The sequence below is a fragment of the Rhodococcus oxybenzonivorans genome, assembly GCF_003130705.1.
GTDB classification, from domain to species: domain Bacteria; phylum Actinomycetota; class Actinomycetes; order Mycobacteriales; family Mycobacteriaceae; genus Rhodococcus_F; species Rhodococcus_F oxybenzonivorans.
Genome location: NZ_CP021354.1, coordinates 3,260,816 through 3,279,975 on the forward strand (window position 1 = coordinate 3,260,816; position 19,160 = coordinate 3,279,975).

Sequence of the window (19,160 nt, forward strand, 5' to 3'; positions counted from 1 at the left end):
TCACCGCCCGGGTCGGCGACCACCGATCATCGTGCGCACCAACCGCACGCCCTGCCCCAGAGACACGGTGGGCAGGTACGCCCGTCCGACAGCGTTTCCGATGCTCGGCAGGGCGGCCGGGTCCGCGAAGGTCATGTGCATGGCCACGTAGCGGGGCTGGAACTTCGACTTGAATGCCAGGAGCGATCGGAAACCGTACACCGGTTCGAGGGTGCGCCCGAGGAGATCGAGGACGCTGTCCATGACGGTGGACAGGCTCGACGATTCGGCCTGTTCCGCGGCGTCCGCGTCGCGGTCGGGTTGTTCGACCTTCGCGAGTGGCGCGCCGGACAGGCTGAGGAACTCTGCCCCTTCCGCTTCGAGTTTCAGCGCGGCGGACGCGATGAGAAACTCCATTGCCGGCCGGAATCCCTCGGAGCGGCGGCGCATGAAGTCGAGGGTCCAGCCCACCACCTTCCCGTCCCGGTACACCGGCAGCCACGAGGTGACCCCGTGCACGGTGCGGTCGCCGTCGACGGCGATCAGGCAGCGCACCTCGGGGTCGTCGACTTCGTCGAGGCCGCCGAGGGTGAATCCCATCTCGGGCATGCCCTTGTCGGCCACCCATTCTTCGGATATCGCCGTGATTTGGTCGGTGATCGACAACGGGGCGCTGGGGAAGCTGACCCATTCGGCGGTGATGCCCGACTTCTTCGCCTTGTTCAGGGCGGTGCGGATGTCCTGGAAGCGTTTGCCCGTGAAGGCGATGGTGCCGAGGTCGAGCACCGTCTCCTCCGCGACTTGGATACCACTCCAGCCGAGGTCGTCGGTGACGGCGCGCACGGCGGAGGTCACCGAGTAGAAGCACGGGATCCACCCGTTGGTGGAGGCGAATTCGGCGAACTCGGTGACGGTCTCCCGGAGCCGATCCGGGGGGCCGACCGGATCCCCCGTGGTCAACGCGACCCCGGCGATAACGCGGTACGCGACGTAGCTGGTGTCGTCGGGGGCGAACCAGTAGTTGTTTCCCCGCCACGTCGTCATCCATGACAACGGACTGCCGCTCCCCGACTTCAGCAGGGCCCGCGCGCGGGCGGCGGCGTCCGAGTCCGCACCGAGCGCCGGGCGCAGGAAGGTGGCCGCCACCAGCGCGCATGCCGTCAGCCAGAACACCACCCCGGTCCATTCGTACAGCAGGGTCGCGGGAACGTTGACCGGTAGCAGGCGTGGGTCGAGCCACTGCAGATAGACGGGTGGAATCAGGCGCTCCGGGAAATTGGCGAGCAGGGTGGTGGCGGAGGGCCGATGATCGAAACCGTTCCGGGCCCACAGGCCGCCGAGGACGTAGAGGACGGCGAGTCCGGCCGTCACCGCCGCCAGCGCGACCGCGAGGCGGCGGTAGGTTCCGGCGGGGGCGGTGACGTCGAAGAATCGTCGGGTGGCGAGGAGGACGATCAGGATCACCAACGGAGTCAGGAACGGCACCAGCGTTCGATACAGGTTGGGGTCCGCCAGCCCGTAGAACAGTGATTCCTCCTCGAACGAGTCGATGAACCGGACCGCGAAGTTGAGCAGGGACAGCACCAGCAGGACCACCTGCGCGACCACTGCCCCGACCCAGGCGAAGCGCCGGCCGCGCCGCAGTCCGTCGCTGAGGGTGAGCAGGAACAGCGACGGCATGAGACTGAGCAGTGTCGGCCCAACCCCGGACAGTCGCAGTTCGAGTAACCCGCGGCGGCATTCGGGGTCGGCGGCGTTCACCTCGCAGAGTTCGCGAACCTCGGTAGCGGTGTACGGAATTCCCCGGAACAGATCTCGCAGCACGGCCAGGGGTCCGACCGCTTCCGCCGAGAGCGCTGCGATCATCGGTCCGACGGCGCTGGCGGCCACCACGATGGCGACCAGCACCCGGCCCTCTCGCTGGGTGCCGGCGATCCGCTCGCCCCGCGCCGAGCGGCCGACGATCCAGGGTCCTGCCACCAGGCCCACGACAGCGGCGGCGAGCCGGACCACGTCCTGCAGGGATCCGCTGAACAGAGCCAATGTGATGGTGAAGGCGAGCACGCCGACCCGGATTCGACGTCGCCACAGGGTGCCCATGTCGGAACTCGCCACCATGGCCGCACCGATGATCCAGGTGCTGGGCCCGACCGCCATACCCACATGGAGCCGGAAACCCCAGTCCGCGTCCACAACCTTCGCGACGGCGGCGACCGCCAACGCGAGCAGCCCACCGACCACTTGTGTCACCACTGCCGCCAGGGCGAACCGCGCCGAACCCATCCGGCGCTCCAACGGCGCCGCGGCCAGGAAGACGAGAACGGTGGTGGCCAGATAGGCGAGGATGTCGTCGCCCCACAGCCCCGCCGACAGCAGGGTCCAGACCCATCCGTGCTCGAACGCCCGGATGCCGAGGGCCACGTGCTGCGACAACGCGTGGGAGGGTCCGCCGATCACACTCGAGGTCGCGAACGCCACCAGCCAGATCACAACCAGGAGGGCGATGCTGACCGGTGCGCCGGCCACGCCGAAGCGCACCCATTCCGCTACCCGACCCGGCGCCCCGGTGACCTTCGCCGCCGCACTGTCCCCAGTGACTGCATTGCCGTCGATACTCATCCGCCAGGTCCCCACTCTCCCGCGATGTCGAGAACGAAAGCCCGCCCGGCGACACAGCCGCCGAAGTCGACGGCCGGTGGCCGTCCTCCGACCGTAAACCACCTGTTCGAACTATGACCATTACCACACGACTTCGCGCGGTTTTACTACTACCAGTAGTACGCATCCGCGTCGTTGTATCCGTAGAATCGGACCATGGCTGGACTCGGCGAACTCGAACGCGCAGTGATGGATCACCTGTGGTCCACTTCGGAACCGCAGACGGTGCGGCAGGTGCACGAAGCTCTGGCAGAGCGTCGCGAACTCGCCTACACCACCGTCATGACCGTGCTGCAGCGACTGGCGAAGAAGCACCTCGTCATCCAGCAGCGCGATGATCGCGCCCACCGGTACCTGCCCGTGCATCAGCGCGAAGAACTGGTCGCCAGCCTCATGGTCGACGCCCTGCAGCAGGCCGACAAGTCCGGCAGTCGGGCCGCCGCCCTCGTGCATTTCGTCGGTCAGGTCGGTGCAGACGAGGCGGACGCTCTCCGGGAGGCACTGGCTGCGCTCGAAGCCAAGGAACGGTCCGGCGACGGCAACGAGACGGGAACCGTTCGCGCCGTCTGACGTTCGTCATGCATGATGAGTGGGACATGGACGCCACCACCGCGCTGGTATTCGGCATACTCGCCCTCCTTCTCGCAGGACCGGTTCCTGCGTTGCTCAGCCGTGCCCGGTGGCCGCACCGGGCTCCGCGGGCAGCGCTCGTGCTGTGGCAGGCGATCGCCCTCGCCGCGGTCCTGTCCGCCTTCAGTTCCGGTCTCGCGATAGCCAGCCAGCTCCTCGTGCCCGGTCCGGACGGACGGCCCACCACCGCGCCGGTGGAAGAGATCGACGCGCTCGGCCTTCCCCTCTGGCTGCTGTACGTGGTGGTGTTCGCCCTCACCCTGCTGGTCGGCGCCAAGCTGATGTTCGCGGTGGTTCAGGTGGGGTTCCGCACCCGGCGCCGACGTGCCCGGCACCGCATGCTCGTCGATCTGCTCGACCGATGTGACTCGACGTCCCCGCTGGCCCGTACGCCCGACCTGAGAATCCTCGACGTCACCGAACCCATCGCGTACTGCCTGCCCGGCCTGCGTCAGCGGGTCGTGTTGAGCCAGGGCACGTTCGCCAATCTCGACGACGCCGAGATCACCGCGATCCTCACCCACGAACGTTCGCATCTGCGCGCCCGCCACGACCTCGTCCTCGAAGCGTTCACCGCGGTCAACGCCGCGTTTCCCACCGTGGTCCGTAGCAAGTCCGCCCTCGGCTCCGTGCAGTTACTCGTCGAGATGCTCGCCGATGATTCGGCGGTGCGTGCCACCGGGCCGACAGCTCTCGCTCGTGCGCTCGTCGCCTGCTCCGGCTCCACCGCGCCGAAAGGCGCGATGGCTGCAGGCGGTCCGAGCACGTTGCTGAGGGTGCAGCGACTCGCCTCCTCCGAATCGGCCGTGCCGGTCGCCATCGCCGCCTACACGGCGTCGGTGGCCATCCTGGTGGTTCCGACGGTCGCGGTGGCCGTTCCCTGGCTCACCGAACTGAGCCGCCTGTTCTCGGCGGCGTAGTCACTCACGTCACAACTCCGCCAGTTCGGTATCCGGGCGCCCGTCCCGTACACTGGTTCACGGTCGCCACTGCGGCCCATCAATACTGAAACGGCACACAGCCCAATTCCCCGCACTTCCGCGAATGGATTGACCAGGTGACATGTGCCCTGGCTCGTCCCTTTGTGCGTGCTGCATGACAGCCCCGCTCCGCGACGCGCCCTAATGCCCGGAGAGGTATCCCGCGTGACCAACGCTGTGCAAATGACCGCTGTCCCAGTGACCGCTGTCCCCATGACGTCTGCAGAAGACGTCAGCTCTGTTTCCGAGGAGAACACCACCGAGACGGTGACGTTCGCCGAGATCGGCCTTCCCGAATCCCTGGTGCAGGCTCTCGTCCGGAATTCCATCACCACCCCGTCGCCCATTCAGGCCCTGGCCGTTCCGGATGCGCTCGCAGGCAAGAACGTTCTCGGCCGTGCACAGACCGGATCGGGTAAGACGCTGGCCTTCGGCCTGCCCATGCTCACCCGTCTCGCCCGCCACGAAGACCGGCCGGCGCCCAAGCGTCCCCGCGCCCTGGTTCTCGTTCCCACCCGCGAACTCGCCTTCCAGGTCGTGGAATCCCTCAACTCGTACGCGGGTGCGCTCGGTCTGACCGTGCGCCCGGCGGTCGGCGGCACCCCGTTCACCAAGCAGGTCGACCAGCTGCGCCGTGGCGTCGACATCCTCGTCGCCACCCCCGGGCGCCTCGGTGACCACCTGCGTCAGGGCACCTGCGTCCTCGACTCCATCGAGATCACCGCACTCGACGAGGCCGACCAGATGGCGGACATGGGCTTCCTGCCCGAGGTGCGTTCCATCCTCGGTGAGACCCCGGCCGACGGTCAGCGGCTGCTGTTCTCGGCCACCCTCGACCGCGAGGTGCAGTCGCTGGTCCGGCAGTTCCTGCCCGACCACGTTCAGCACTCCACCGAGGACGGGCGCGCCAGCGTCGACACGATGGCGCACTACGTCCTCCTGGTGGACCGCGGCCAGAAAGACAATGTTCTGGCGGAAATCGGTGCGCGCGAAGGCCGCACCATCATGTTCGCCCGCACCAAGCTCGGCTGCGAGGGCATCACCGACCGGTTGCGTGCAGTCGGGATCGCCGCGGAGTCGCTGCACGGCGGCAAGGCGCAGAACCAGCGCACCCGCGTCCTCGAGCGTTTCAAGAACGGCCGCACCCCTGTGCTCGTCGCGACGGACGTCGCGGCGCGCGGCATCCACGTCGACGGTATCGACCTGGTGGTCCACGTCGATCCGCCTGCCGATCACAAGGATTACCTGCACCGTGCCGGGCGCACCGCTCGCGCCGGTGAGAAGGGCACGGTCGTCGCGATCGTGCTCCCGAATCAGAAGCGCACCTTCCGGAAGCTGACGGGAATGGCCGGGGTCGACGCCACGGCAGTGCCCGTCGCGCCCGGATCCGAGGTCCTCACCACCATCACCGGCGCGAAGGTCCCCACCGGGCAACCGGTGAAGGATCCCGCCTTCCGCAGTGACCGTGGTGGCGACCGCCGGTTCGGCGACCGCGGACCCCGCCGTGAAAGTGGGTTCGGCGGCCGAGACGGTGGCTACCGCGGAAACCGCAGCTCCTCCGAGGGACGCGGTGACCGCCCGTCCGGTGGCCGCAGCTTCGAGGACCGCGGACCCCGCCGTGACCAGTCGGACACCCGGTCCGGTGGTTACCGGGGCGACCGCCCCCAGCGCGACGGCGACAACCGTGGTGGCGATAACCGGAGCAGCGGCTACCGCGGGGACCGGGACAACCGCACGTTCGGCGACCGGGCCCCGCGCAGGGACTTCGGGGACAGCGCGCCGCGCCGCGAGTACGGCGGCAGCAGCAGTGGCGCACCGCGCCGCGACTACGGCGACCGCGGTGAGAGCCATCGCGGCACCGGTGAGCGGAGCTTCGACCGCAGCGCACCCCGCCGCGACTTCGCGGACCGCGACAATCGTGGTGGCGGATTCCGTCGGGACGATCGCCGTCCTGCGGCCTCGCCGGACCGGCGTCCCGCCGCAACCGGTGGTGGTTTCCGTAGCCGCACCGACCGCCGCTCGTACGACGGTTTCGACGGACCTCGTCGCGAACAGCGCAGCTGAGCGGTGCGTGCAGGACATAACTGAACATCGACATCGTTAACACGAGGCCGGCCCGCGCGAATGCGCGGGCCGGCCTTCGTATGTTTGTCTGGGACGGCTCATTTGTTCGTACGCCGATTTCACTACCGCCGAGCGAGAGGGAATGCTGTATTCATGACTATCACCAACGAGGGCGCCCGCGCCCAGATCGGCGTGACGGGACTGGCCGTCATGGGCTCGAATATTGCCCGCAACCTCGCCCGGCACGGGCACACCGTGGCTTTGCACAACCGCAGCATCGCCAAAACCGATGCGCTCATCGCGGAGCACGGCGGCGACGGCGACTTCGTCCGGACCGAAACGGTCGAGGAGTTCGTGGCGGCGCTGCAGAAACCGCGCCGCGTGCTGATCATGGTCAAGGCCGGCGACCCCACCGACGCGGTCATCGAGGAACTCGCTGCGGCCATGGAGCCGGGTGACATCATCATCGACGGTGGCAACGCCCTGTACACGGACACCATTCGGCGGGAGGCGTCGCTGCGCGAGCGCGGCCTGCATTTCGTCGGCGCCGGCATCTCCGGTGGTGAGGAAGGGGCGCTGAACGGCCCGTCGATCATGCCGGGCGGCCCCAAGGAGTCGTACGAGGCTCTCGGACCGCTGCTCGAATCGATTGCGGCGCAGGTCGACGGAACCCCGTGCTGCACCCACATCGGCCCCGACGGCTCCGGGCACTTCGTGAAGATGGTCCACAACGGCATCGAGTACGCCGACATGCAGCTGATCGGTGAGGCGTACAACCTTTTCCGTGACGCACTCGGGTACGACGCCGACAAGATCGCCGAGGTGTTCACCGAGTGGAACTCCGGCGATCTCGAAAGCTACCTGGTGGAGATCACCGCCGAGGTGTTGAAGCAGAAGGACGCGAAGACGGGCAAGGCCCTCGTCGACGTGATCGTCGACGCCGCCGAGCAGAAGGGCACCGGCCGCTGGACCGTCAAGTCCGCGCTCGACCTCGGTGTGCCCGTCACCGGGATCGCCGAGGCCGTGTTCGCGCGCGCCTTGTCCGGCTCCCGGGAGCAGCGCAAGGCCGCCGTCGGTCTGGCGTCCGGTCAGCTCGCGGACAAGCCCGCCGACGCCGCTCAGTTCACCGAGGACATCCGCCAGGCGCTGTACGCGTCGAAGGTGGTGGCCTACGCGCAGGGCTTCGACCAGATCGCCGCGGGCAGTGCCGAATACGACTGGGACCTGCACCCCGCCGATCTGGCCACCATCTGGCGCGGCGGCTGCATCATCCGGGCACGTTTCCTCAACCGCATCAAGGACGCGTACGACGAGAACCCGACGCTGCCGAGCCTCATCCTCGCGCCCTATTTCCGGGACGCCATCGAGACCGCCATCGACAGCTGGCGTCGGGTGGTGTCCACCGCGACCCTGCTCGGTATCCCGGTCCCGGCGTTCGCCTCGTCGCTGTCCTACTACGACGCCCTGCGCGCGGAGCGGTTGCCCGCGGCGCTGACTCAGGGGCAGCGTGACTTCTTCGGTGCCCACACCTACGAGCGGACCGACGCCGAAGGTAAGTTCCACACGCTGTGGAGCGGTGACCGCAGCGAAGTGCAGGCCTGACCTTCCTCCGCCTCGGCCGTGACGCAGTGCGCTGACGTCCCGGTCGAGGCGTCAGGCGGGCCTTCTCGCAGGCGGTAGCCTTCTGGGCATGCCCGAACACGAGAACACCTCCGCACCGGTGGGTGAGACGTTCCTCGGGCTCGGTGTGCCCGCAGTGATGACCCATGCCCTCGACCGCAGTGGCATCCGCGCGCCCTTCCCCATCCAGGCCGCCACCATTCCCGACGCCCTCGCCGGCAAGGATGTGCTGGGCCGCGCTCCCACCGGGTCCGGCAAAACGCTCGCGTTCGGGTTGCCCATGCTGGTGCGCCTCGCGGGTGCCGCCAGTCGCCGCGGATTCCCCCGCGGGATCGTCCTCGTTCCCACCCGGGAACTGGCATTGCAGATCGAACGGGCACTCGACGAACCGGCACTGTCGATGGGACTGCGGGTGGCCACGGTGGTCGGCGGCATCCCGATCAAGCGCCAGGTGGAGGTGTTGTCGCGGGGAGTCGATCTTCTGGTCGCGACACCCGGGCGCCTCGCCGACCATCTCGGTCAGGGTTCGGTCTCCCTCGACGACGTTGCCGTGGTGACGGTCGACGAGGCCGACCACATGGCCGAGATGGGCTTCCTCCCCCAGGTCGTGCGGATCCTGGACGAAACACCTCCGGGAGGGCAGCGACTGCTGTTCTCCGCCACCCTCGACGGTGAGGTGGACAGCCTCGTCCGGCGCTACCTGCGCGACCCGGTCACTCATTCGACGGCGCCCGCCTCGGCCGCGGTGACGACGATGGTCCATCACCTTCTCTACGTCGACCGGAACGACAAATATTCGGTGGTCGCACATATCGGTGCGCGGTCGGGGCGCACTCTGATGTTCGTGCGCACCAAGCACGGGGTGGACCGGGTGGCCAAGGAATTGCATGCCGCCGGCATCTCGGCAGGCGCCTTGCACGGCGGCAAGACCCAGAACCGCCGTACCCGCACTCTCGCATCGTTCGCGGACGGAACGACCCCGGTGCTGGTGGCCACGGACGTCGCGGCCCGCGGCATCCACGTCGACGACATCTCCCTGGTGGTCCACGTCGACCCGCCCACCGAACCCAAGGCCTACCTGCACCGTGCCGGGCGGACCGCGCGGGCCGGTGAGGCCGGGGTGGTGGTCACCCTCGTGACGGAGGACGAACGCACCGCCGTCGAGCAGATGACGCGCACGGCGGGGATCGACGTAGCGGGGGTGCCGGTGCGCCCCGGCGACCGGCTGTTGGCCGAGCTCACCGGCGCCCGCCGCCCCAGCGGTAAACCGGTGCCCGCACCCGACACCCGGGCGCCCGCCCAGGACACCCCGAAGAAGGGCCGCCGGGCCGCCGATACCGGCGATCGCCCGTCCCGGCGCGGCCGCGTCGGTGAGGTGCCGGCCCGAGCCGGAAGTCGGCGTGGACGCAATCCCGGACATGGCTCAACTCCGCACGGACACCGCAGTCGCGGAGCACACTGAGAGGCATGTCCCTGCCGCTCGCGTCGGTGCTGTGCGCATTGGTCGCGGCCCTGCTCTTCGCGTGTGCCTCGGTCGCGCAGCAGAGCGCCGCGTCCGTGGTCCCCGAGGATGCGGGCCTGATGACGTCGCTGGTGCGCAGCCCCCGGTGGTGGGCCGGTGTCGCCGGTGACGGCGGCGGCTACATCATGCAGGCCGTTGCCTTGGCGCTCGGGTCGGTGCTCGTCGTGCAACCTCTCCTCGTCACCGCCCTGCTGTTCGCGCTCCCCCTGTCGGCGAAATTCTCGGGCTACCGGCTCAACCGGACCACCTGGGTTCTGGCAGTCGCCCTGGCCGCCGCTCTCGCACTGTTTCTCGTCGTCGGTAATCCCACCGAGGGAAACATCGACGCCCCCTTCCGGGAATGGGTGATTCCTCTGGCGATCGTCGGGTCGGTGGTGGCCGCCGCCGCGCTCGCCGGGATGACGAAGATCGGCCCGGGGTGGCGGGCCCTCCTCCTCGGCGCCGCCAGCGGCGCCCTCTACGGTGTCGCGGTCGCGTTCACCAAATACGTGGTCGAACTCGTTCCCCGCGGACTGTGGACGGTCCTGAGCAGCTGGCAGACGTGGTCACTGGTCGCCGCCGGACTCGTAGGGGTGTACCTGCAGCAACGTGCGTTCCAGGTGGGCCCGCTGTCGGCGTCCCTGCCGGCGCTGACCATCGCCGAACCCCTCGCCGCGGTCTTCCTCGGCATGACCGTCCTCGACGAACGGCTGCGCGTCGACGGGCCCGGACTGATCGTGGTCGGGTGCGCGGTCGCGGTGATGCTGATCGCCACCATCGGGTTGTCCCGGTCGCAGGCGCAGCGCACGGCGGGCACCGCTGCAACTTCCCCGGTATCGTCGTGAGACGTGCAGTTTCTCGACGGGCAACGCCCTCCCTATGACCTGACGTACGACGACGTGTTCCTGGTGCCCAGCCGCACCGAGGTCACCTCCCGGTTCGACGTCGACCTGTCCACCTCGGACGGCACCGGGACCACCATTCCGATCGTCGTGGCCAACATGACCGCCGTCTCCGGGCGCCGCATGGCCGAAACGGTGGCGCGCCGGGGCGGTCTCGTCGTACTTCCGCAGGACCTTCCGATCCCGGCGGTTGCGGAAACCGTGTCCTTCGTGAAAAGCCGGCATCTGGTGGCCGACACCCCCGTCACGCTCGGTCCGGACGCCGCCGTGTCCGACGCCCTCGCGCTGCTTCCCAAACGGGCCCACGGCGCGGTCGTCGTCGTCGACACCAACCGGCCCGTCGGCGTGGTCACCGAGGCCGCCTGCTCGGACGTCGACCGATTCGCCCGACTGCTATCCGTGGCGCTCACCGACTTCGTCACGGCCCCGGTCACCGCCACCCCGCGCGAGGTGTTCGAACTGCTCGAGGGCCGGCACGATTCGCTCGCCGTGATCGTCAACCCCGACGGCACCCTCGCCGGGGTCCTCACCCGCACCGGCACGATCCGCGCCGGCATCTATCAGCCCGCGGTCGACGAGGCCGGGCAGCTGCGCATCGCCGCCGCCGTCGGCGTCAACGGAGACGTCGCCGCGAAGGCCCGCGCGCTCGTCGACGCCGGTGCCGACCTCCTCGTCGTCGACACGGCGCACGGTCACCAGCAGAAAATGATCGACGCGCTCGGCGCCCTGAAGAAGGCCGACCTCGGCGTGCCGCTCGTGGCGGGCAACGTCGTCTCCGCGGCCGGAACCCGTGATCTGATCGACGCGGGCGCGGACATCGTCAAGGTCGGTGTCGGACCGGGCGCCATGTGCACCACCCGGATGATGACCGGGGTGGGCCGCCCCCAGTTCTCGGCTGTCGCGGAATGCGCCGCCCAGGCCCGGGCGCTGGGTGCGCACGTCTGGGCGGACGGAGGCGTCCGTCACCCCCGTGACGTGGCCCTCGCGCTCGCCGCGGGCGCGTCGAACGTCATGATCGGGTCCTGGTTCGCCGGCACCTACGAGTCCCCCGGCGACCTGCATGTCGACCAGGCCGGCAACGCGTACAAGGAGAGCTTCGGGATGGCGTCCAAGCGTGCGGTCGCCGCGCGCACCGCCACCGACACCGCCTTCGACCGTGCCCGGAAAGGACTGTTCGAGGAGGGTATTTCCAGTTCCCGGATGCGGTTGGACCCGGAACGCCCCGGAGTCGAGGACCTGATCGACCACATCTGCTCCGGGGTGCGCAGCACCTGCACCTACGCCGGCGCCCGCACCCTCGAGGAACTGCACGCCCAAGCGGTGCTCGGGGTGCAGTCGGCGGCCGGGTTCGCCGAGGGCCGCCCCCTTCCGGCCGGTTGGTGACCGCAGCGCCGTGAGGTGCCGGTGGATGTCCTGTTCCACGGAACCGGACATCCACCGGTATCATGGGTCGCTGAACCACACCAGTTCTCGGTGCCGGACTTCTCCGGACGCCGAGGCCGAACGGAAGGACTCCGGTGCCCGCGGCACCCACACACGCAGCAAGCGCTCCACCTGTCATCGCCTCAGCAGAATCAGATTCTGATTCCGCCGGTTCGGAGGGCTCCTCTAGCGAGCCGGGCGACAAACCCGGCGGCCTCCCCTCGCTTCCCTGGTGGCGATGACAGATGGACATCGCACTCAGCATTCTCGCTCTGCTCGGCTTCCTCGCCTTGACCGCAGGCACCGCACTGTTCGTCGCAGCGGAATTCTCCCTCACCGCACTCGAACGCAGCACCGTCGATTCGCACGCCCGGGGCGGTGACCGGCGTTCGAGGCAGGTCCAGCATGCCCACCGCACGCTGTCGTTCCAGTTGTCCGGCGCGCAGCTCGGCATCACGATCACCACACTCGTCACCGGCTATCTGTCGGAACCGGTCCTGGCCCGGTTCATCACCCCGGTGCTGTCCGCGGTCGGGTTCAGCGAATCTGCCGCCGCGGCAACGTCGTTGGTGATCGCCCTCGTCCTCGCCACCTCGTTCTCCATGGTGTTCGGGGAACTGGTCCCCAAGAACCTGGCCATCGCCCATCCCCTGCCCACGGCACGTGCGACGGCAGGCATGCAGGCGGCATTTTCCCTGATCTTCAAGTGGGCGATCAACGGGCTCAACGGAACGGCCAACTGGCTGGTCCGGCGCCTCGGCATCGAGCCCGCAGAGGAATTGCGGTCGGCGCGGTCACCGCAGGAACTCGGTTCCCTGGTCCGCACCTCCGCCCAGCGCGGCGCCATCGACAAGGGAACAGCGTTGCTGGTCAATCGCTCCCTGCGATTCGGTGAACGCACCGCCGAGGAATTGATGACACCGCGGGTGAAAATCGAGTCGCTGGCCACCACCGACACGGTGGCCGATTTGATCGACACCGCCGCCCGCACCGGGTTCTCCCGATTTCCGGTCGTCGACGGCGACCTCGACGACTCCGTCGGGATCGTGCACATCAAGCATGCGTTCGCGGTGCCTGCCGGTCGTCGCCGTACCACCCGGCTCAACACCCTTGCGCAGAAGGTCCCGGTGGTGCCGTCGAGCCTCGACGGTGACGCCCTCATGGAGCGGATTCGTTCCGACGGAATGCAGGTGGCGCTGGTGGTCGACGAGTACGGCGGCACCGCGGGCATGGTCACCATGGAGGACTTGATCGAGGAAATCGTCGGTGACGTCCGCGACGAGCACGACGAACCGGAGATCGACGTCCAGCGGATCGGTGACGGCTGGTCGTGCTCCGGTCTGCTGCGCATCGACGAGGTATCCGAGACCACCGGCTACACAGCACCGGAGGGCGAGTACGAAACCCTCGGCGGCCTGGTCCTGACCCATCTGGGCCGAATTCCGGTAGACGGCGACAAGGTGGAACTGCCCATACCCGACACGGCGCTGTACCCCGACGGCCGGTGGATCGCGACGGTGACCCACATGGACGGACGGCGTATCGACCGAGTGCTGCTCACACCGGTTCCCGTGGAGACGGACGAGGAGGAGGCCGACGATGAGTGATCTCTTCGGAATGCTGCTCACCTTCGTGCTGCTCGCCGGCAACGCGTTTTTCGTCGGCGCCGAATTCGCCCTCATCTCCGCCCGCCGTGACCGCCTCGAGGCGCTCGAAGCGCAAGGAAAGAAACGTGCCCGGACGGTGATCCTGGCCGGCGAGAACCTGTCGCTGATGCTGGCGGCCGCCCAGCTCGGCATCACGATCTGCTCCATCCTGCTCGGCAAGGTCGCCGAACCGGCGATCGCGCACCTGCTCGAAGTGCCGCTCCACGCCGTCGGCCTGCCCGACGGATTGCTGCATCCGGTGGCGTTCACCGTCGCCCTGGCACTCGTCGTGGTGCTGCACATCCTGCTCGGGGAAATGGTGCCGAAGAACATCGCTCTCGCGGGACCCGAACGGTCCGCGATGCTGCTGGTGCCCGTGCATCTGATGTTCATCACATTGGCCCGGCCGCTGATTTCCTTCTACAACCTGTGCGCCAACGCCACGTTGAGGTTGATGCGCGTCGAACCCAAGGACGAACTCGACGTCACCGTCTCGGCCGTGGAGTTGTCGGAAATGATCGGTGAGTCCCGCTCGGAGGGACTGATCGACGCGGAGGAGCACCGTCGGCTCACCCAGGCGCTCGAGACCACCGACCGCACGGTCAGCGAGGTGATGATTCCTCTCGACAAGGTCCGCACGGTGCCGCTGTCGGCGGGGGGGACCCGCCTCGGCGCCATCGAGGAAGCGGTGATCGAAACCGGCTACTCCCGCTACCCGGTCCGCGCGGACGACGGTTCCCTGTTCGGGTATTTGCACCTCAAGGACGTCCTCGACGACATCCTCGACGAGGACGCCGGCCCGGACACCGTGATCCCCCGCTCCGATATTCGTCCGCTGCCGCGCATGGCGACCACCACACCGCTCGCCGAGGCACTCGCGGGTCTGCGCCGGGCCAGTTCCCACCTCGGTGCGGCCGCGGACCCGTCGGGCCGGATCGTCGGGATCGTCGCACTCGAAGACCTCGTCGAGGAGTACGTGGGCACCGTGCGTGACGGCACCCACCGGGTGAACGGGATGAACCCGGGGCAGCGGACGAGTTGACCGTGCGGCCACCGGACAACACGGTCACCGGACGCCCGCTCGCGGTGCTGGCGTCCGGTGACTGGACGGCTCGACGGACCCGCCACCGCGACCGGGTGGCACGAATCGTCGAGCCGTATCAGGAACGCAAGGCGGCCGGAATCAGCCATCCGGTGCACGACTTCCTCTTCACCTACTACAGCTTGCGCCCCAACCAGCTGCGTCGATGGCACCCGGGTTACGGGACGGCGCTCACCGGTCCGGGGTCCGACGACTACCTCCGCTACACCGGCTACCGGTCGGAAACCGTCGAGGGAGACCCTGTTGTCACCGTCGACCCCGCGGTGCTCGAGCATCGCCGAAGCACCGTCGAATTCGTGGCCGGGCTTCTGGCGGCCACTGAAGCCCGCACTCCACGCCTGAACTGCTTCGGCCTGCACGAATGGGCGATGGTGTACCGGGGCGGCGCCGAGGCGATCCGCCACCACAGGGTGCCGCTGCGCCTCGGGTTCGACGGCACCGACGCGGTGGTCGAATCGATGCATTTGCGCTGCACCCACTACGACGCGTTCCGGTTCTTCACCCCTGAGGCGGCGCCCCGCAACGAGTCCGCACTCGACCGGGACGGCCAGATCCGCCGCGAGCAACCCGGCTGCCTGCACGCGGGCATGGATCTGTACAAGTGGGCGTACAAACTTGGGTCGCTCGTCGACTCGGACCTGGTGATGGACTGTTTCGAGCATGCACTCGCCGCACGCGAACTCGATATGCAGGCCAGCCCCTACGACCTGTCCGAGTACGGATACGCCCCTGTGCCCATCGAGGCTCCCTCCGGGCGTGCAGAATACGTACGACGGCAGCAGCAGCTCGCGCAACGGGCCGCCCCGCTGCGCGCCGGCCTGCTCGAGCGGTGCCGTCAACTGCTGTCGTAGAGTTCACCATTCGAGGCTGAGGGGGTTCGGTGACCGGGTTTCGACGTCTGCTGGGCGAGTACGAGCGCAGTGTCGGTGTGCAGCCCGCCTCCCACCGCATCGAGTGCCCCGACCCGGGCGCCTTCCTCGCCGCTCGGCTTCCCGTCTTCGACCTGGCGGCGGGGTCGCTCGCGGCCGTCGCCACCGCCGTCGACAGATTCCGGGTGTCCTGCGGGTGGGGTCCGCGGTCGTGGCGGCTCGACCCCGAGCGGATCGCAGCAGCGTTCTCCAGCGACCGGCTGTTGCGAGTGGCGGGGGCACCGGTGTCCGGGTTCGCCGAGCTGTCCGGCTTCTTTGCTGTCTCCGACGGCTGGGTGCGTACCCACGCCAACTATCCGCACCACCGTCGCCGGCTTCTCGGGGCGATCGATCTCGCCGAGGATGCCGGCCGGGGGGCGTTCGCCGGCCGGCTCCGCAAATTCACCGCGGCCGAGGTCGAGGAACGGGCGTTCGCCGCGCAGGCCGTGGCGTCGGCCGTCCGTACGCAGGAAGAGTGGGCGGCCACCCCGCAGGGTGCGGCCGCGGCGTCGGGTGACCTGGTACCCACCGTCGTACATCCCGGTCATTCGCCGGGGTCGCGGCGGTCCGGGCAGGCCTCCGCGACGACACCGCTGAGCGAGATCACGGTTCTCGATCTGACCCGGGTGATCGCCGGCCCCGTCGCCACCCGCACGCTCGCGCTCCTGGGCGCCGAGGTCCTGCGCATCGACCCGCCGTTTCTCCCCGAAATCGCCGTGCAGCATCTCGACACCGGGCAGGGTAAACGGTCGACGCTGCTCGATGTGACGTCGGTGGCGGGCCGCAGGCGGTGGGAGGAGCTTCTTTCCGACGCGAATGTGGTCGTCACCGGCTACCGTCCGGGCGCCCTCGACACCCTGCTCGATCGCGCACCCGCACAGGTGGTGCGGGGCAGGGTGAGTGCGTGGGGCCGCACCGGCCCCTGGGCGGGTAGGCGGGGCTTCGACAGCATCGTCCAGGCCGCATCGGGTATCTCGCTCGTCGAGGGTGGGCACGCCCCCGGCGCGCTGCCCGCGCAGGCTCTCGATCACGCCAGTGGATACCTGCTCGCCGCCGGCATCGTCGACGCGCTGACCGCGCACCGATCCGACGGCTGCGGCCGGACCGTCGACGTCTCCCTCGCGCGCACTGGTGCGTGGTTGCTGAGTGCACCCGGCCGGTCCGCCGACCCGCCGGCAGCCGCAGTTCCCGGACCGAACGCCGTAGTGTCACACGGAACTTCGGTCACCAGCCGCCCTGCACTGGCCGAGTACGACGACTACCCCTTCCCGGCCCGCCCGTGGGGCGAGGATCCAGCGGCGTGGGCAGCAACCCGCTGACCGGTCCCGCAGAGACAGACCACGGTCCACGCGCACGGTCCTCGCCGTGCACTATGGACGCGTGAAGACACACCACTACTCCCTGGCTGTCACCTGGACGGGCAACCGGGGATCGGGGACCACCGGGCCGAGCATCTACGACCGCCATTACCGGGCCCGTGCCCACTGCTTCATCGCGCGGTCGGTCAACTTCCCGGTCAGCCACCGCCCCACCGTCCGCGTCGCCGGATGAGCGCCCCCGCGCAGCGCCTGATCGTCGATGTCGACACCGGAATCGACGATTCGCTGGCCCTTCTGTATCTGCTGGCCAGCCCGGAAGCGGAGATCCTCGGGATCGCCAGCACCGCCGGGAACGTGCCCGTCGAGCAGGTCGCAGCCAACAATCTGAACTGGCTCGGGCTGTGCCGTGCACCCGACATCGAAGTGGCCCTCGGTGCGCGGGTGCCGCTCGACTGCCCGTTGCGGACCACCGAGGACACGCACGGGCCGCAGGGCATCGGGTACGCCGTCCTCCCCGACTCCGGCCGGTCCGTCTCGGGGCGGGACGCGACCACGATGTGGGTCGAACTCGTCCGCGAGCATCCCGGCGAGGTCACCGGACTCGTCACCGGACCGCTGACCAATCTGGCGTTGGCAATCCGCGCGGAACCCGAACTTCCCCGGCTGCTGCACCGGCTGGTGGTGATGGGCGGCGCCTACAACCATCCGGGCAACACCACCCCCACCACCGAATGGAACGTCTCCGTCGACCCCGAGGCCGCGAAGGAGGTGTTCGACGCTTTCTCCGGGCTCCCGGAGGGCCGGCGTCCCATCCTCTGCGGGCTCGACATCACCGAGACCATCGAAATGACACCGGACCATGTTCGCCGTCTCGCCGAAGCGGCGGGAAGTGTTCCCGCCGAGGTCATTTCACCGGAGGATGCGCCGCACATCCGGTCACGGACCAGCAACCCGGTGATCCGTCACCTGTCGGACGCCATCCGGTTCTACATGGATTTTCATCGCAGCCACAACCAGGGCTTCATCGCGCACATGCACGACCCGTTCGCTGCGGCGGTGGCGTTGAACCCGGACCTCGCCCGGACACGTCCGGCCACCGTCGACGTCGAACTCCATGGAACCCTGACCAGGGGCACCACGGTCGCCGACTGGGTCGGCCACTGGAATCGGGAACCCAACGCGGACATCGCGGTGAGCACCGACCCGGCCACGTTCTTCGACGACCTCATCGACCGGGTCGGCCGCTACGCGAAATCGATCGGCTGACACCGACGGCCGCGTCTTCCCGGCTCGCGACATCTGCACCGCCACAAAGGGGTGCGCGCCGGGCCCGCGGGCGAGCAGACTGGTAGCAGGAGGTCATCATGCGCTTACTCAATGGCCTGCTCGGCGTGGTGACGGGGATTCTCACAGCCCTGCTCGGCACAGTGCTGGGAATCCTCGCCGCCGTAGTGTGGCTCGTCGGTGGGGTGCTCTGTGTGACGGTGATTCTGCTGCCGCTCGGGATTCCCGTCCTGAAGCTCGGCCGCCGACTGTTCACCCTTGCCGGGCAGCTGATGCATCTTCCCTGAGCGACCGCCGCCGCGACGCGGTGATTCTGCGACCGATGACGCCCTGACGAGGCGCGAAAAGGTACGCCAGGGCGAACGCTGCACCCTGGGACAGCACGACCATGCCGCCGCTGGCAGTGTCGAGATGATAGCTCAGGTACAGCCCTGTGACCGCGCAGACCGCCGAGATCGCGGGTGCGATGATCAGCATGCGGTGAAAGCTGTCGGTGAGCAGGTAGGCCGTGGATCCGGGGATGATGAGCATGGCCACCACCAGAATCACACCCACCGCCTGCAAGGCCACCACAGCGGTGAGCGCGAGTAGTCCCAGGAGCGCGGCCCCCAGCAGCCGGGGATTGAGACCGATGGCGTGGGCGTGGGTGCGGTCGAAGGCGTAGAGCGTGAAGTCGCGGCGTTTGACGATCAGGGCGACGAAGACGACGGCCCCGAGGATCGCGATCTGGATGAGATCGGAGCGGCTGACGCCCAGCAGGTTGCCGAAGATGATGTGGTTGAGGTCGGTTTGGCTCGGAGTTACCGAAACCAGGACCAGGCCGAGGGCGAACAAGGTGGAGAACACGATTCCGATCGCGGCGTCTTCCTTGACACGACTGGTGTCGCGGACCACCCCGATCAGTGCCACCGCCAGGAATCCGAAGATCACTGCGCCGAGGGCGAAGGGGGCGCCGACGATGTAGGCGAGGACGACGCCGGGCAGGACGGCGTGCGAGACGGCATCGCCCATCAGCGACCACCCGATCAGCACCAGCCAGCACGACAACACCGCGCACACCACCGACGCGATCAGGGTGGTGATCAGTGCGCGGACCATGAAGTCGTAACGCAGCGGGTCGACAAAGAAGTCGATCACGTTCATGG

16 protein-coding genes are annotated in these 19,160 nt (G+C 68.6%); 14 read left to right on the forward strand and 2 right to left on the reverse strand.

Annotated features, from left to right (window positions below; translation table 11 throughout):
• Window positions 1–2,598: a bifunctional lysylphosphatidylglycerol flippase/synthetase MprF gene (locus tag CBI38_RS15385; protein WP_109330085.1), complete on the reverse strand. Its 2,598-nt coding sequence runs from the start codon at window positions 2,596–2,598 to the stop codon at window positions 1–3.
• A 195-nt stretch (window positions 2,599–2,793) separates the two neighbouring features.
• Between CBI38_RS15385 and CBI38_RS15390 the strand changes: the two genes are divergently transcribed.
• The 14 genes from CBI38_RS15390 (at window position 2,794) to CBI38_RS15455 (ending at window position 18,302) form a co-directional block, all read left to right on the forward strand.
• Window positions 2,794–3,207: a BlaI/MecI/CopY family transcriptional regulator gene (locus tag CBI38_RS15390; RefSeq protein ID WP_109330087.1), complete on the forward strand. Its 414-nt coding sequence runs from the start codon at window positions 2,794–2,796 to the stop codon at window positions 3,205–3,207.
• A 26-nt stretch (window positions 3,208–3,233) separates the two neighbouring features.
• Window positions 3,234–4,187: a M56 family metallopeptidase gene (locus tag CBI38_RS15395; protein ID WP_109335106.1), complete on the forward strand. Its 954-nt coding sequence runs from the start codon at window positions 3,234–3,236 to the stop codon at window positions 4,185–4,187.
• 273 nt (window positions 4,188–4,460) lie between these two features.
• Window positions 4,461–6,311 carry a DEAD/DEAH box helicase gene (locus CBI38_RS15400; RefSeq protein ID WP_230990236.1) on the forward strand — a complete coding sequence of 617 codons (1,851 nt, stop codon included), beginning with the start codon at window positions 4,461–4,463 and terminating at the stop codon, window positions 6,309–6,311.
• A 153-nt stretch (window positions 6,312–6,464) separates the two neighbouring features.
• Window positions 6,465–7,913 carry an NADP-dependent phosphogluconate dehydrogenase gene (gene gndA, locus CBI38_RS15405; RefSeq protein WP_109330089.1) on the forward strand — a complete coding sequence of 483 codons (1,449 nt, stop codon included), beginning with the start codon at window positions 6,465–6,467 and terminating at the stop codon, window positions 7,911–7,913.
• Between the two features lie 88 nt (window positions 7,914–8,001).
• Window positions 8,002–9,393 carry a DEAD/DEAH box helicase gene (locus CBI38_RS15410; RefSeq protein ID WP_109330091.1) on the forward strand — a complete coding sequence of 464 codons (1,392 nt, stop codon included), beginning with the start codon at window positions 8,002–8,004 and terminating at the stop codon, window positions 9,391–9,393.
• Window positions 9,394–9,398: 5 nt separating this feature from the next.
• Window positions 9,399–10,277 carry a DMT family transporter gene (locus CBI38_RS15415; RefSeq protein WP_109330092.1) on the forward strand — a complete coding sequence of 293 codons (879 nt, stop codon included), beginning with the start codon at window positions 9,399–9,401 and terminating at the stop codon, window positions 10,275–10,277.
• Window positions 10,278–10,280: 3 nt separating this feature from the next.
• Window positions 10,281–11,717 carry a GMP reductase gene (guaB1, locus tag CBI38_RS15420; RefSeq protein WP_109330094.1) on the forward strand — a complete coding sequence of 479 codons (1,437 nt, stop codon included), beginning with the start codon at window positions 10,281–10,283 and terminating at the stop codon, window positions 11,715–11,717.
• A gap of 284 nt (window positions 11,718–12,001) precedes the next feature.
• Complete coding sequence (locus tag CBI38_RS15425; RefSeq protein WP_109330096.1) at window positions 12,002–13,363, forward strand: hemolysin family protein; 1,362 nt, start codon at window positions 12,002–12,004, stop codon at window positions 13,361–13,363.
• The gene (locus tag CBI38_RS15430) at window positions 13,356–14,444 is read left to right on the forward strand and encodes a hemolysin family protein (RefSeq protein ID WP_109330098.1); all 1,089 of its coding nucleotides are present in this window, start codon (window positions 13,356–13,358) and stop codon (window positions 14,442–14,444) included. Before CBI38_RS15425 ends, CBI38_RS15430 begins: the two co-directional genes overlap by 8 nt.
• 2 nt (window positions 14,445–14,446) lie before the next feature.
• On the forward strand, window positions 14,447–15,355 hold the full coding sequence (locus tag CBI38_RS15435) for a 3-methyladenine DNA glycosylase (protein ID WP_230990197.1): 909 nt from the start codon (window positions 14,447–14,449) through the stop codon (window positions 15,353–15,355).
• Window positions 15,356–15,432: 77 nt separating this feature from the next.
• Entirely contained in the window at window positions 15,433–16,731 is a 1,299-nt protein-coding gene (locus CBI38_RS15440) for a CoA transferase (RefSeq protein WP_230990237.1), read from the forward strand.
• 61 nt (window positions 16,732–16,792) lie between these two features.
• Window positions 16,793–16,963: a hypothetical protein gene (locus CBI38_RS15445; protein ID WP_230990198.1), complete on the forward strand. Its 171-nt coding sequence runs from the start codon at window positions 16,793–16,795 to the stop codon at window positions 16,961–16,963.
• A complete protein-coding gene (locus CBI38_RS15450) occupies window positions 16,960–17,997 on the forward strand; it encodes a nucleoside hydrolase (RefSeq protein WP_109330104.1) in 1,038 nt (345 codons plus the stop codon). Before CBI38_RS15445 ends, CBI38_RS15450 begins: the two co-directional genes overlap by 4 nt.
• Before the next feature lie 98 nt (window positions 17,998–18,095).
• On the forward strand, window positions 18,096–18,302 hold the full coding sequence (locus CBI38_RS15455) for a hypothetical protein (RefSeq protein WP_109330106.1): 207 nt from the start codon (window positions 18,096–18,098) through the stop codon (window positions 18,300–18,302).
• Here the strand turns inward: CBI38_RS15455 and CBI38_RS15460 are convergent.
• On the reverse strand, window positions 18,268–19,158 hold the full coding sequence (locus CBI38_RS15460; RefSeq protein WP_109330107.1) for a metal ABC transporter permease: 891 nt from the start codon (window positions 19,156–19,158) through the stop codon (window positions 18,268–18,270). The two genes, CBI38_RS15455 and CBI38_RS15460, sit on opposite strands and share 35 nt — an antisense overlap.
• Between the last annotated feature and the right edge of the window lie 2 nt (window positions 19,159–19,160).

What these genes read in the sequence shown, in the direction of transcription:
- CBI38_RS15385 (WP_109330085.1), bottom strand. Translation starts at nt 2,598, where the DNA reads ATGAGTATCGACGGCAATGCAGTCACTGGGGACAGTGCGGCGGCGAAG.
- CBI38_RS15455 (WP_109330106.1), top strand. Translation starts at nt 18,096, where the DNA reads ATGCGCTTACTCAATGGCCTGCTCGGCGTGGTGACGGGGATTCTCACA.
- CBI38_RS15395 (WP_109335106.1), top strand. Translation starts at nt 3,234, where the DNA reads ATGGACGCCACCACCGCGCTGGTATTCGGCATACTCGCCCTCCTTCTC.
- CBI38_RS15430 (WP_109330098.1), top strand. Translation starts at nt 13,356, where the DNA reads ATGAGTGATCTCTTCGGAATGCTGCTCACCTTCGTGCTGCTCGCCGGC.
- CBI38_RS15415 (WP_109330092.1), top strand. Translation starts at nt 9,399, where the DNA reads ATGTCCCTGCCGCTCGCGTCGGTGCTGTGCGCATTGGTCGCGGCCCTG.
- CBI38_RS15460 (WP_109330107.1), bottom strand. Translation starts at nt 19,158, where the DNA reads ATGAACGTGATCGACTTCTTTGTCGACCCGCTGCGTTACGACTTCATG.
- CBI38_RS15425 (WP_109330096.1), top strand. Translation starts at nt 12,002, where the DNA reads ATGGACATCGCACTCAGCATTCTCGCTCTGCTCGGCTTCCTCGCCTTG.
- CBI38_RS15390 (WP_109330087.1), top strand. Translation starts at nt 2,794, where the DNA reads ATGGCTGGACTCGGCGAACTCGAACGCGCAGTGATGGATCACCTGTGG.
- CBI38_RS15450 (WP_109330104.1), top strand. Translation starts at nt 16,960, where the DNA reads ATGAGCGCCCCCGCGCAGCGCCTGATCGTCGATGTCGACACCGGAATC.
- CBI38_RS15400 (WP_230990236.1), top strand. Translation starts at nt 4,461, where the DNA reads ATGACGTCTGCAGAAGACGTCAGCTCTGTTTCCGAGGAGAACACCACC.
- gndA (WP_109330089.1), top strand. Translation starts at nt 6,465, where the DNA reads ATGACTATCACCAACGAGGGCGCCCGCGCCCAGATCGGCGTGACGGGA.
- CBI38_RS15410 (WP_109330091.1), top strand. Translation starts at nt 8,002, where the DNA reads ATGCCCGAACACGAGAACACCTCCGCACCGGTGGGTGAGACGTTCCTC.